The sequence below is a fragment of the Janthinobacterium longum genome (assembly GCF_051380735.1).
GTDB lineage: Bacteria > Pseudomonadota > Gammaproteobacteria > Burkholderiales > Burkholderiaceae_D > Janthinobacterium.
In genome coordinates, this window is the sequence record NZ_JBNYXQ010000006.1 from 23,645 (window position 1) to 36,115 (window position 12,471).

The following is a 12,471-nucleotide window of genomic DNA, read 5'->3' on the forward strand; positions in this document are numbered from 1 at the left end:
GCCTCCCGCGCCTTATTTACCACCCGGCTTCCCGCTCAAATACAAATCACGTTCCTGTATCCAGCCCTTGGTACGTTTGCGTTCCGGACTGACATATTCGGCGTTGACCCAACCGGGCTGGGTCTCGAATACCCGCAGCGCGTTGCCGTCGACGGCATAGGCTTTGCGCCGATTCGCAGTCGACGGCTGGTCGTGAAAATAGGCTTTTTTCGCCGAGACGATCCGGATTGCTTGCCAGCTTCCCTGTTCGGCCAGCCTGAATGACACCGGTTCTGCGGCAAAGTGCTGTACGTTCCAGCAGCCGGGCGGGTCTTCTTTCAGTCTGGCGCTCACGGCGGGCTTGCCGTTTTCGCTGGTCGCCTGCATGGTGCCGGAAATGACGTTATCGGTGTCGCGGTCTGGCGGGAACCATGTGTCGATGTGGGTTGCCGGCTCGCTCACTTTGCCGCGCATGAAAAAGATGCAGCTGAACTGCCCAGCGCCAGTCGAACTTTCATAATAGGCGGTCAGGACGCCTTGCTTGTCGACGCCGACCAACAGGCCGTCGTAGTCGCCTGAAGTAATCGGGGCGGCGCTCGCCGGCATGACTGTCAATGCGGCGCTGGCCGCAAGTAGTAATAAGGCAGGGGAGTATGTGCGCAAGGTGCGTTTCTTTCTGATGCAAGGTTGATGGCTTGGTTGGTGCGCCATGGACACCCTGCGACTATAACGCTTTGGGCAAGAGCCAGGCGCGCAGGCTGGCGTGCTCTGGCGATTGCGCAGGTCTTCTATAATTGGCGCCATATCCCAACGCCAAAGCCATTCATGCCTGAAATTACCTTGAACTCGCGCTACCGCGCCACGCTCCTTGGGCTGGCCACCGGCGACGCGCTCGGCACCACCGTCGAATTTTCTCCGCGTGGCAGTTTTCGACCGCTCACCACCATGACCGGCGCCGGCCCCTTCAATTTAAAACCCGGCGAATGGACCGACGACACCTCGATGGCGCTGTGCCTTGCCGAAAGCCTGATCACCAAAAACGCATTCGACCCGGCCGATCAGATGGGCCGCTACCTGAACTGGTGGCAATGGGGCTATCTGAGCTCCACCGGCAGCTGTTTCGACATCGGCATGACAGTGCGCGCTGCGCTCGACAAGTTCGCCGACACCGGCAATCCGTACAGCGGCGACACCTCTCCGAACACGGCCGGCAACGGTTCGCTGATGCGCTTGGCGCCGGTGGTGCTGTTCGCCTTTCCCGATATCGACGCGGCGATAAAACTGGCCGCAGACAGTTCCCGCACCACCCACGGCGCACCGGAAGCGGTGGAAAGCTGCCAGCTGTTTGCAGCCCTGCTGTGCAGCGCGCTGATGGGAACCGGCAAGCAAGACCTGCTGGCCAGCATCACCTGGAAACCAACTGAGCCCAAGTTGAAAGAACTGGTCACCGGCAATTTCATCGTCAGGGAAGAGTCGCAGATCCGCGGCACCGGCTATTGCGTCGATTCGCTGGAAGCATCGCTGTGGTGCTTTTTCAATACCGGCAGTTTTGAAGAAGCCGTGCTGCGCGCCGCCAATCTTGGTGACGATGCCGACACGACCGCCGCGATCACCGGCCAGATCGCCGGCGCCTATTACGGCGTGGAAGCGATCCCGCCAGCGTGGCTGGCGCCGCTGGCGATGCGCGACGATATCGAAGAGATGGCGCTCAAGTTGCTGCAGCGGTCGCGCTAGTTTGCTTTGCGCAGCGTAATGCGCGTCAGTTCCGACGGCCGTCCCAGGCGCAACGCCAGCCCGGGCCACAGCGCGGTGCCGTTGTTGACGTAGAGCTGCATGCCGTCCACCTCGTACAGTCCTGACACGAAGCCGCCATTGGCCAGCGCGAACAGGCGGTCCAGGCCGGCGATCAGGCCGCCGTGTGTGTGGCCGGACAGTTGCACGTCGGCGCCCAGGGCGGCGGCGTGGCGTGCGTTCCTGGGCTGGTGATCGAGCAGCACCACTGCCGTGTTCGTTGGCGCGCCCTTGAGCGCCTGCGCCACGTCGGGAGCGGGCAAGCCCGTGTTCGGCGCCGTCACGTCGGTCACGCCGGCCAGTACCAGTTGCGCGCCACCGCGTTCGATTACGACATGGCTGTTGTCGAGGGCCGTCATTCCCAGGTCGGTGAAATACTGCATCCAGGCATCGTGGCCGAAGAAATATTCGTGATTGCCGGGAATCACATACACGCCATCTTTGGCATGCAGGCCGCGCAGCGGCGCCACATCCCCCGCACGGTCGCGGATGGCGCCGTCAATCATGTCGCCCGTGACGACGATCAGGTTGGCGTCCAGGCCGTTTGCGTCGGCGACCACCGCCCGCGTCCATGGGGCGTCGAACAGGCGGCTGATATGCATGTCGGTCAGTTGCACGATCTGGTAGCCGTCAAACTGCGCTGGCAGCTTTGCAATATGGATCTCGACCTCCTTCAGCGGCGGCACGCGGACGGCCTGGTGCACGCCGATGGCGGCCAGCACCATGGCGGCAGCAGCCAGGCCATAGCGCAGCCTGGGGGAAATTGCCAGGCGGCGCCAGCGCACCAGGCTGGCAACGAGCAGCAGCAGGTCGATCGCCAGCTGCAGTAGCGCCAGCAGCAGGATGGCGCTGAAGGCCCAGTTAAAGGCGATCACTATTGCTTTGGGAAATTCGGGCGAGAACACGCTGCCGGACGACAGCCGGCTGTACAAGTGATATTGCGAGGCGAGCAGCAGCACAACGGCCGCAGCCAACCGGGAGCGCACGGACCACGGCAGCGGCCACAGGAAACGCGCGATGACGAACAGGCAGGGCAGGGCGAACATCAGGTGAAATCGGATCATGGAGGTGAAGCTTCGTGTTGGCGAAGGGGCATTTAACCACGGCAGTGGCAATAAGGTGGCGGCACGGCTTGCGGCGATTGCCTCTTGCCGTCCCGTAACCGCCGTGTTTTCATATGATAGTATCGCCAGACTGTCCGGGCGTGTGCGCCACCGGCCTCCATACAGCATCTCATCTTGCGGCCAATGAAATCGATTTTATTTTGCACCAGCTATATCAGGAATGAACAGGCCTGGCAGGAACGTTATCAGCGCTGGCTCGATTACTACGAGGATGGCCCGATAGCGGCGTCCAAAAAGATCATGATCGACGATGGCTCGCCGTATTTGCCGCCGCCGGACCTGATCAAGACCGTGCCCTTTACTGCGCCGCTGTCGCTGTTCAATGACGACAAGGTGATCGTCCGCTTTGACAATAACCTGGGGCGGCAAAGCATGTCGGTCTATCCGGGCTGGTGGCGCAGCTTTCTGCATTCGGTGACCCTGGCCAGGGAGCTGGGCGCCGACAAGATTATCCATATCGAATCGGATGCCTATATATTGAGCCCGCGCCTGGCCGATTTCATCAACGGCATCGAGTCCGGCTGGCATGTGATGTGGAGCGAGTGCTACAGGTTTCCGGAAACGGCGATCCAGGTCGTCTGCAGCGATCAGTTCGAGATATTCGAGCAATTCAAGGCGCGCCAGCCGGATTTGAATTACGGCGACCTGGCGGAAAACCTGCTGCCATTTACCTCGGTCAACCGCCAGTTCAAGGGCGATCGCTATAGCGAGATCCGCAGGAATCGCGGTATGTTCCGTTCGAAGAAATTCGATGGCATTCCACTGTTTCAGGAATCCTTTTTCCGCGCGAAAATTCCGCTTGACGCCGATTTTGTCACCCAGGCGCTGATTTCCCAGCAATTCGCCTTCCGCAAGGACGACTGATCAGGGTATCAAAACATGGCCGGCGTCGTTCAGCAAGCGGACGGCGGCCGGCAGGTCCTGCGTCTTGAGCAGCAGATGGTCGCCGTCATGGGTAGAAACCACGAACACGCCCAGCCCGCCCAGCGACAAGGGCCGCACCACCGACAGCACGATGCCGGTCGCGCCGAAGGCAAACGGCCCCACGAAGCGCCAGCAGCTCCATTCCCTTTCCGATACCGTGCCCGGCGGCACGCGCTGCGCTGCGCAGACGATCGACAATTCATGCCCCGATCGGCTGATGCTGACAAAACCGTCGCCATCGGCCCAGGCCGGGATGGCCGACCTGGCGTCGAGGCGGCTGACGGCATATTCGCCCGCAGCGTGTTCCAGGGTAATGCTGTGCAGTTCGGTGTTCATCTGTTTTCCTTATTGGATGAAAAGCGAGGCGGCAATCGCCCACATGGTCACGGCGATCAGGCCGTCGAGCACGCGCCAGGCGCGTGGGTTGGCAAATACGGGCGCCAGCAGGCGCGCGCCCATCGCCAGGGCGCTGAACCACAGCACGGAGGCAGTCATGGCGCCGGCCGAGAACCAGGCGCGGCCGTGTTCGGGCTGTTGCGCGCCAATGGCGCCCAGCAGCACCACGGTATCGAGCCAGGCATGCGGGTTGAGCAGGCTGAGGGCGATGGCCGCGCGCAGGGCCGGGCCCGCTTCACTGACGGCGCTGCTGGCCGCCTGCAGCGCCTGATCGTGGCCGCGCCAGGCAGACCAGGCTGCGCGCCGCCCGTATTCGAGCAGGAACAGCGCGCCGCCGATGCGGATGGCGCCCAGCAGCCATGGCGTGGCGGCGACCAGCCGGCCAACACTGCCGGCGCCCAGACTGATCAACACAATGTCGCCCACGATGCAGGCGGCGGCGCACAACAGAACATGCTGGCGTTGTATGCCCTGCCGTAATAAAAACGCGTTCTGCGCGCCGATGGCCACGATCAAGCCGCCACCCATGGCCATGCCCTTGAAAAAACTGCCGCTCAACATTGCTGCTCCCCCGCAAAAGGTAACCAGCATAAAAGATGGCACAACATTAGTATAATGAATGTTATTCGTGATTCATTCGTAAAATTCATGGGGTGCTGGGTATGAGCGTGCTGGATTACCGGGGCCTGGCGGCCCTCGATGCGGTGGTGGAACAAGGCGGTTTCGAGCGGGCCGCTACCGCCTTGTCGATTACACAGTCGGCCGTCTCGCACCGGCTGCGCGCGCTGGAAGAGGCGACCGGCGAGCTGCTGGTGATTCGCAGCCAGCCGCCGCAAGCTACCGCGCGCGGCCATCGCCTGATTGCCCATTACCGGCAGGTGCTGCTGCTGGAAGCGGGATTGAATGCGCAAGCGCCCGAGCCGGCCGCCTTGCCGCAACTGGCCATCGCCTCGAATGCCGACAGCGCCGCCACCTGGCTGCTCGAAGCCCTGGCGTCGGTGCTGACCGAGCCTGCCTGCCGGGTCGATGTTCTGCTGGACGACCAGGACCAGACCCTGCGCCAGTTACGCGAGGGCAGGGTGGTCGGTTGCATCACCAGCTCGCCGGATGCGGTGGCCGGCACCTCGGTGGTGTCGCTGGGCATCATGTCGTATCGTTGCGTGGCTACGCCGGTGTTTGCACGGCGTTGGTTTCCCGACGGTCTTAACCCGCAGTCCGCAGCAAAGGCGCCGGCCGTGATCTACAACCGCAGCGACACCCTGCATGCGCGCTATCTGGCGCAGATGGGCTTGAACGAGAATGTGCCGCACAGCTACTTTCCCAGCTCGGAAGGGTTCGTGGCCTTTGTCCAGGCCGGGTTTGGTTATGGCATGGCGCCCGTGATTCAGGTGCGCGAGGAACTCGCTGACGGAAGGCTGCTCGATCTGGCACCGGGCACACAAGTGGACGTGGCCCTGTACTGGCACCGCTGGAATATCGAGACGGCGCTGACCAGGACGCTCAATGACGCCATCGTGGCAACAGCAGCGAAGTGGCTGCAGCAGGATCGGGCAAGCATCCTTTGATATCCTTGACCTGACTCAAGACCATCACAAGACACTGTTTGACCGTGCGCCAGGCCAGGCCTACAGTAATTGCTGTTGCTTCCAGCCCGGTGCCCGATCATGGCCAAACCTTTCCCCGTCAACCCGAAGAACCCCGAACGCATCTGCTGGGGCTGCGATAAATATTGCTCACCGGACGCCATGGCCTGCGGCAATGGCTCGGAGCGCACCCAGCATCCGGTTGAACTTTTCGGCGAGGGCTGGAATGAATGGGGGCTCAGTGCGCCTGAACCCGCAGTCAAGACGGACGATAGCGCCTGAGCCGGGCAGGTTCAATGCCCGGTCACAGGCAGGCTGCCATTGCGGCAGGCGAACGGGCTGATTACCGCTGGTCGAAGAAAAACTCCAGCACCTCATCGCCATGCGCATCCGTCTCGCCGGTCGCCGTCCAGCCCAGGTGGCGGTAAAAGCCCCAGGAGCGCGAGGCGGGATCGCTGGAGCAGCCGAGGAACAGCCGCTGATGGCCGTGCGCGCGCAAATCCTGCATCACCAGCGCCAGCAAGGTCTTGCCGGCGTTCATGCCTTCCACTTCCGGCAGCAGGGCCAGCACGACGATTTCGCCGGTGTCCAGGTCGCCAAAGCAATAGCCGGCCAGCTTGCCATTTGCGTGGCAGGTATGGCCAGCCAGCTTGCCCGATTGCATCAGCTCGGCCCACGAGGCGGCCGTGATGCCGAATTCGGCCAGGCGTTCCGCTGACACGGCGTTTTGCCGGGTCTGGCCGCGCACGGTGATAAAGGCGGCCGCGTCTTGCGCCTGCGCCACTTGAAATGTCAGGGTGGCGAGTTGTATCGGTATCGGCATGGGGTCTCTTGTTGGTTGTGCGCGCAACTGTACCCGTCTTCAACTGAACACTCAAGCCTTGCGCCGGCGTCTTAGAATGGTCGCCATCCATTAAACGCCACCAGACAAGGAGCTTGCATGACTGTATCCGCCGCATCCCTCAACGAAGCCGGCATCGACGCCTATAACGACGATAATTACGCCGAGGCCTACAAGCAGTTTTACGCGTCGGCCAGCATGGGCGACGCGGCCGGCAAGCATTTCCTGGCCAGCCTGTACTACCAGGGCCAGGGCGTGAAGCAAGACCTGGCGAAGGCGGTGGCGCTGTTCAAGGAGGCAGGCGAGGCCGGTTATCCGCCATCGCTGGCCAACCTGGCGCTGATGTATGCCAGTGGCGATGGCGTCGAGCAAGATGTGCAGCAGGCGCTGGTGTTCGGGCGCCAGGCGGCCGAGGCTGGCGATGGGCAGTCGCAATTCAACCTGGCGCAGGCGTATCGGCGCGGCGTCGATATCGCGCAGGATTTCGAGCAGGCTGCCTACTGGTACCGGGCGGCGGCCGAGTCCGGTTCCTTGTCGGCGCAGAATGAGTACGGCTTGCTGTATGCGCAAGGGCAGGGCGTGGAACTCGATTACGTGGAAGCGTATGCCTGGATCGCCATGCCGGCCGAGGCGGGCGACGAGCAATCCATCAAGAACCGCGACCAGTTGCTGGAAATCCTCACGCCCGCCCAGCTGGTAGAAGCGAAGGCGCTGGCGAAGGAATATGCCAGCCTGTACGGCAGCGATCCCTACTGATCATTGATCAATCAGGTTTGCGCGCGTCAACCTTGCTCAGCACGCCAGCGGCGTCGAGTGCATAGCTGTCGAAATCGTTGGCCAGGAACAAGGTGCCCGCATAGTGCAGGCACGCCTCCGCTTCCAGTTCGGCCATGCCGTCACGGTGATGGTAGCGCGCGCTGAAGTGCGTCAGTATCAGATTCGGCATGCCGCAGCTGGCGGCAAACTGGGCCACCCGCTGCACCGAACTGTGGGTCGGTCCCGGCCCCGCCTTGATCAGCATCGCTTCCGTGTAGGTGGCTTCATGTACCAGCAATTGCGCACCCTGACAGGCCTCTTGCAACAGGGCGGGCGTGTCATTGTCGCCACCCACCACGATGGCGGCCCGGTCTGTTTTCGTGATGCGAAAGTCGGTGCTTTGCAGTTGCCGGCCATTGTCCAGCACCACATCCTGGCCTGTTTGCAACTGCCCCCAGACGGGGCCGGACGGCACGCCGTGGGCCAGCAGTGCCGCCTTGTCCAGTGTTGACTTGCTCGTTTCAAGCGCGAAGCGAAAGCCGACGCTGGCCGCGCGGTGCGACAGCGGATGCTGGCTGATCGTCAGGCCCGTTTCCTGGTGCACGATTTGCGCGCTGTTGACGTCGACATGGATCAACGGGTAGGTCAGGAACAGTTCCGTATGCAGCAAGGTGGCGTCCAGCCAGGCGCGGATGGCCGGTGGCGCGATAATGATCAGGGGCCGCTTGCGCCCCGTCATCGAGGCACTGGCCAGCAGGCCCGGCAAGCCATAGCTGTGGTCGCCATGCACATGGGTGATGCAGATGCCGGCCAGGTCGTGCACCGACAAAGGCAGGCGCTGCAAGCGGTGCTGGGTGGCTTCGCCGCAATCGACCATCCACCAGTCGCGTCCGAGGGCCGGTTGCACGGCCAGCGAAGTGACGTTGCGGTAGCGGGTAGGCACGCCCGACGAGGTACCGAGAAAAGTCAGTTTGAACATGGCGCAATTATGCTTTACGCAAAGTGTTTTGTGCGTGATTACAACGAAACGTAACTGAACGTGCAATCTGCCATGCAAAATGTACAATCAATGAATACAGCAGACGGTGCCCGAGCATCGCATTGATACGCTACGCGTTGTAATCACCCACCCCCAAGGAGTACAGCATGCCCACCCCAACCAAGAAAATCCTCACCGTGCTGGCGCTGACCGCGCTGGTGGTGGCAACTGCTGCCGGATTCGGCGGCCTGTAACACGGCATCTTCTCAATATACGGACCCGGGCCGCGACTGTCCCGGGTTCCTGTCTGCTGCGTAATTACCCCTGCATTGTCCGTAGGAATCCCCTGCACGCGTTAGAATCACGCTTTCCCTTTCAATTCCCAACCACATGCAGCAAAGCCGCCACCTGTTTTTCCGCCTGGGCAGCCAATTTCTACGCTATGGCGCGATCGTTGCCGTCACCCTGTTGGCCGTGGGCATTGCCTCGGCCACCGATGTGCTGCTGATACGCCAGTTGCAAAATGTCGTCGACGCCATGCGTACCACCAGCGAACACATGTCGCCGGCCACCAGCGGCGTCATGGGCCTGTTGCAGGGCTGGGTCGACCGTTTCCTGCCAGCACAGGCGGGCCAGGTCGATTTATGGGTGATCCCGGCCACTATTCTGGGCCTGGCGATCATGCGCATGGTGTCGAGCTTTGCCGGCGACTACGGTTCGGTCTGGCTGTCGAGCCGGGTGCAGGCCGATCTGCGCGAGCAGATGTTTGCCACCATCATGCGCCTGCCCAGCCGCTTTTTTGACACCACCACCACCAGCCTGACGCAATCGCGCGTGGCCTTCGACGCCAGCCAGGTGTCGCAGGCGGGCCTGAACGTGCTCAATGTGGCGGTACGCGATTCGGTGGCCACCATCGGCTACCTGGTATTGCTGTTCAGCATAGACGTCAAGCTGGCGCTGTTCTGCATGGCCACCATGCCGATTATCGCCATCATCGTCACGCTGGCCGGACGCCGCATGCGCCACCTGAGCAAGAGCGCGCAGCAGGCGGTGGGCGAGCTGACCTCGGTGCTCGATGAAAGCATCGGCGGCCAGCGCGTGGTGAAAATCTTTGGCGGGCAGATGTACGAACAGGCGCGCTTTGTCGACGTCGTCAAGCGCAACCGCCAGCTGGCCGTCAAGCATGCTGCAACTTCCGCCATGAACTCGGGCATTATCATGATGCTGGTGGGCATTACCTTGTCGTCGGTGATTTATTTCGCCCTGCTGCGCGCGCAGAGCGGCGCCATTACGCCGGGCGCCTTTGTCGCGTTCATGGGCGCGCTGATGGCGATGCAGTCGCCGATCAAGAACCTGACCAAAATCAACGAACCCCTGCAGCGTGGCCTGGCTGCCGCCGAGTCCGTATTCGGCCTGATCGATACAGCGCTGGAACCCGATCCTGGCCAGGCGGCGCCGGTGGTGGTGCAGGGCAATCTGTCGCTGCAGAACGTCAACTTCCGCTACAACACGGACGACCCAGAGGCGCCGGTCGCTCTCAAGCATGTTTCGCTCGATATCAAGGCCGGCGAAACGGTGGCGCTGGTGGGTGGCTCCGGTGGCGGCAAGACGACCTTGCTGGGCCTGCTGCCGCGCTTCTATGATGTGAGCGGCGGCCAGATCCTGCTTGACGGGGTTGACCTGCGCGACTACCAGTTGCTGGCCCTGCGGCGCCAGTTTGCGCTGGTCAGCCAGGATGTGATTCTGTTCAACGACACGGTGGCGGCCAATATTGCCTATGGCGATCCGGCACCCGACCAGGCGCGTGTCGAAGCGGCTGCGCGCGCCGCTTATGCGCACGACTTCATCATGCAGATGCCGCAGGGTTATGCAACACCTGCCGGCCAGAACGGCTCGCGCTTTTCCGGCGGCCAGCGCCAGCGCCTGGCAATCGCGCGCGCCCTGTACAAGGACGCGCCGATTCTGCTGCTGGACGAAGCGACCAGCGCACTGGACACGGAATCGGAACGGCAAGTGCAGGCGGCGCTGGAAGTGCTGATGCGCAACCGCACCACCATCGTTATCGCCCACCGCCTGTCGACCATAGAAAGCGCCGACCGCATCGTCGTGATGCAGGGCGGGCAATTGGTCGAGTCCGGCAGCCATGCGGCCCTGCTGGCCAGCGGCGGCGCCTATGCGCGCCTGCATGCGAGCCAGCTGTCGCGCGAGCCGGTGCTGCCGGCAGCGGCGACGCAAGGGGAAGGCAGTCATGGAGCTTGATGAAAAACAGGCGCGCAGCCTGGCGCTGCAAAACCTGCGCGTGCTGATGCGCGCGGCGCAGCGCCATTCGATGCAGATCGAAAAGCAGTGTGGCGTGTCCGGCGCGCAATTGTGGGTGATGCAGGAGGTGTTCGACCAGCCCGGCCTGCGCATCGGCGAACTGGCGCTTAAAATGTCGATCCACCAGACTACTGCCAGCAACCTGGTCGATGCACTGGTGAAAAAATCGCATCTGCGCAAGGCGCGCGACCAGCCCGATCAACGAGTGGTAACCCTGCACCTGACCGATAGCGGCCAGGCCGTGATTGCCGGCGCGCCACAGCCGGCGCGCGGCTTGCTGCCCAGTGCGCTGGGCCGGCTTGACGCTGACAGCCTGCTGCAACTGAACACGGGCCTGGCGGCCTTGCTGGCGGTGGTGTCACCGGCCGACCGCCAGGCGGGCCTGCAGCCACTGGCGTTTACGATGTAGCTGGCGCGTCCGGTTGGGCTGGCGCCGGCACGGGCGTCCTGGGCAGGCGCTGCAGTTGCAGCTGCGCCAGCGCGCCATACAGCGGTTCGCTCAGCACGCGCGACACGGTGCTGGCAACCACCGCGCACGCCATCAGGCTCAGCACCATGCCGTGGCCGTCGACCATTTCCATCACAATAATAAACGCCGTCAATGGCGCTTGCGTGGCGGCCGCCAGGAAGCCCACCATGCCCAGCGCGATCAGGGCCGGCGCATGCGGGTAGTGCAGCAATAGCGCAACATCGTGGCCGATGCCCGCGCCGATCGCCAGCGACGGAGCAAAAATGCCGGCCGGCACGCCCGACCAGACCGTCAGCCAGGTCGCCACATACTTGAAGGCAACAAAGGCGGCCGGCACATCGGCCGCGCCGTCGAGCATGGCGCGCGTGGCCACGGTGCCGCTGCCGAAGGTGGCGCCATGGCTGGCCACGCCGATCGCCGCCACCACCAGGCCGCAGGCGGCGGCGAACAGTACTGGCCGGCCATGGCGCCAGGCCGATAATTTGCCCAAGGGATTGCCGCGCGTGGAAGCGAGCAGCAAGCGCGCGAACAGGCCGCCGGCCACGCCGGCCACCAAAGTGACCAGCAAGCCCGGCAGGGCCAGCGCCAGCCCGATCGGGCCCGGGTGGATCACCCCGAAGTGGGTGGCGTTGCCGTGGATGGAGACCGCCATCATGCCGGCCAGCACGATGCCGGCGACGATCAGGCCGCTGTTGCGCTGTTCTGGCGAGCGCGACAATTCTTCGATGGCGAACATCACGCCGGCCAGCGGTGTATTGAAGGCGGCGGCGATACCGGCCGCGCCTCCGGCCACCAGCAGGGAATGGGGCGACACCGACGACTGGCGCGGCAGCCAGCGCCGCGCGGCCAGCATTACGCCGGCGGCGATCTGCACCGAGGGCCCTTCGCGGCCCAGCGAGAGCCCGCCCAGCATGCCACCGGCCGTCAGAGCAATCTTGGCGGCCGACAGTTTCAACGATACATACAGCGAACGCTGGCCGGCACCCACCGACGGGTCCAGCGCGGCCATCACCTGCGGAATGCCGGAGCCGGCTGCACCGATCGCGTAGCGCCGCGTCAGCCATACCAGCACTGCGGCGCACAGCGGTGTCCACAGCAGGGTGAACCACCAGGCTTTGGCATTGAAAAAGTGAAACAGATCGAGCGCCTCTTCCGCCAGCCAGGTAAAACCGACCACCACCAGGCCGGCGATGGCCGCCATGCCGACTACCACCGCGCGCGACCACCACAGGCGCGGGTCGGCAAATTCATGCTTGAAGGCAGAAGGAATATCGTGCAAGTGCTTCATGGTGGCAAATCCGGGAGGGGGT

The 12,471-nt window shown here is 63.2% G+C and carries 14 protein-coding genes; 7 read left to right on the forward strand and 7 right to left on the reverse strand.

Translation table 11 applies throughout. The features are described 5' to 3' along the window. Nucleotides 1–12: 12 nt before the first annotated feature. A complete protein-coding gene (locus ACQ4WM_RS16175; protein ID WP_436547706.1) occupies nt 13–642 on the reverse strand; it encodes a hypothetical protein in 630 nt (209 codons plus the stop codon). 162 nt (nt 643–804) lie between these two features. On the opposite strand from ACQ4WM_RS16175, the gene ACQ4WM_RS16180 reads away from it, so the two are divergent. Then, nucleotides 805–1,713 (forward strand): ADP-ribosylglycohydrolase family protein, encoded by a 909-nt coding sequence (locus ACQ4WM_RS16180; protein WP_436547707.1) that lies wholly within the window; start codon nt 805–807, stop codon nt 1,711–1,713. Here ACQ4WM_RS16180 and ACQ4WM_RS16185 read toward each other — a convergent pair. Continuing rightward, nucleotides 1,710–2,834 carry a metallophosphoesterase gene (locus ACQ4WM_RS16185; protein WP_436547708.1) on the reverse strand — a complete coding sequence of 375 codons (1,125 nt, stop codon included), beginning with the start codon at nt 2,832–2,834 and terminating at the stop codon, nt 1,710–1,712. The genes ACQ4WM_RS16180 and ACQ4WM_RS16185 overlap by 4 nt on opposite strands. A gap of 183 nt (nt 2,835–3,017) precedes the next feature. Between ACQ4WM_RS16185 and ACQ4WM_RS16190 the strand changes: the two genes are divergently transcribed. Continuing rightward, a complete protein-coding gene (locus ACQ4WM_RS16190; RefSeq protein WP_436547709.1) occupies nt 3,018–3,758 on the forward strand; it encodes a hypothetical protein in 741 nt (246 codons plus the stop codon). Here the strand turns inward: ACQ4WM_RS16190 and ACQ4WM_RS16195 are convergent, their stop codons facing one another. Beyond that, a complete protein-coding gene (locus ACQ4WM_RS16195; protein WP_436547710.1) occupies nt 3,759–4,154 on the reverse strand; it encodes an ACT domain-containing protein in 396 nt (131 codons plus the stop codon). Nucleotides 4,155–4,163: 9 nt separating this feature from the next. Next, the gene (locus ACQ4WM_RS16200; RefSeq protein ID WP_436547711.1) at nt 4,164–4,775 is read right to left on the reverse strand and encodes a LysE/ArgO family amino acid transporter; all 612 of its coding nucleotides are present in this window, start codon (nt 4,773–4,775) and stop codon (nt 4,164–4,166) included. A 101-nt stretch (nt 4,776–4,876) separates the two neighbouring features. Here ACQ4WM_RS16200 and ACQ4WM_RS16205 point away from each other — a divergent pair, with 101 nt between their 5' ends. Then, nucleotides 4,877–5,779, forward strand: a complete 903-nt coding sequence (locus ACQ4WM_RS16205; protein WP_436547712.1) for a LysR family transcriptional regulator ArgP — start codon at nt 4,877–4,879, stop codon at nt 5,777–5,779. A gap of 99 nt (nt 5,780–5,878) precedes the next feature. Then, nucleotides 5,879–6,079, forward strand: coding sequence for a DUF3079 domain-containing protein (locus ACQ4WM_RS16210; protein WP_436547713.1), 201 nt, complete (start codon nt 5,879–5,881; stop codon nt 6,077–6,079). A gap of 61 nt (nt 6,080–6,140) precedes the next feature. On the opposite strand, the gene ACQ4WM_RS16215 is transcribed toward ACQ4WM_RS16210, so the two are convergent. After that, on the reverse strand, nt 6,141–6,620 hold the full coding sequence (locus tag ACQ4WM_RS16215; protein ID WP_436547714.1) for a GNAT family N-acetyltransferase: 480 nt from the start codon (nt 6,618–6,620) through the stop codon (nt 6,141–6,143). Between the two features lie 117 nt (nt 6,621–6,737). Here ACQ4WM_RS16215 and ACQ4WM_RS16220 point away from each other — a divergent pair, with 117 nt between their 5' ends. Continuing rightward, nucleotides 6,738–7,394: a tetratricopeptide repeat protein gene (locus ACQ4WM_RS16220; RefSeq protein WP_436547715.1), complete on the forward strand. Its 657-nt coding sequence runs from the start codon at nt 6,738–6,740 to the stop codon at nt 7,392–7,394. Between the two features lie 7 nt (nt 7,395–7,401). Here ACQ4WM_RS16220 and ACQ4WM_RS16225 read toward each other — a convergent pair whose 3' ends face one another. After that, nucleotides 7,402–8,373, reverse strand: coding sequence for a ribonuclease Z (locus tag ACQ4WM_RS16225; protein ID WP_436547716.1), 972 nt, complete (start codon nt 8,371–8,373; stop codon nt 7,402–7,404). Between the two features lie 390 nt (nt 8,374–8,763). Here ACQ4WM_RS16225 and msbA point away from each other — a divergent pair, with 390 nt between their 5' ends. Both msbA and ACQ4WM_RS16235 read left to right on the forward strand, forming a co-directional pair. Then, on the forward strand, nt 8,764–10,632 hold the full coding sequence (gene msbA / locus ACQ4WM_RS16230) for a lipid A export permease/ATP-binding protein MsbA (RefSeq protein WP_436547717.1): 1,869 nt from the start codon (nt 8,764–8,766) through the stop codon (nt 10,630–10,632). Then, nucleotides 10,622–11,101, forward strand: coding sequence for a MarR family winged helix-turn-helix transcriptional regulator (locus ACQ4WM_RS16235; protein WP_436547718.1), 480 nt, complete (start codon nt 10,622–10,624; stop codon nt 11,099–11,101). The genes msbA and ACQ4WM_RS16235 overlap by 11 nt, the downstream gene beginning before the upstream one ends. On the opposite strand, the gene ACQ4WM_RS16240 is transcribed toward ACQ4WM_RS16235, so the two are convergent. Further along, the gene (locus ACQ4WM_RS16240) at nt 11,091–12,449 is read right to left on the reverse strand and encodes a chloride channel protein (RefSeq protein ID WP_436547719.1); all 1,359 of its coding nucleotides are present in this window, start codon (nt 12,447–12,449) and stop codon (nt 11,091–11,093) included. The two genes, ACQ4WM_RS16235 and ACQ4WM_RS16240, sit on opposite strands and share 11 nt — an antisense overlap. Nucleotides 12,450–12,471 lie beyond the last annotated feature (22 nt).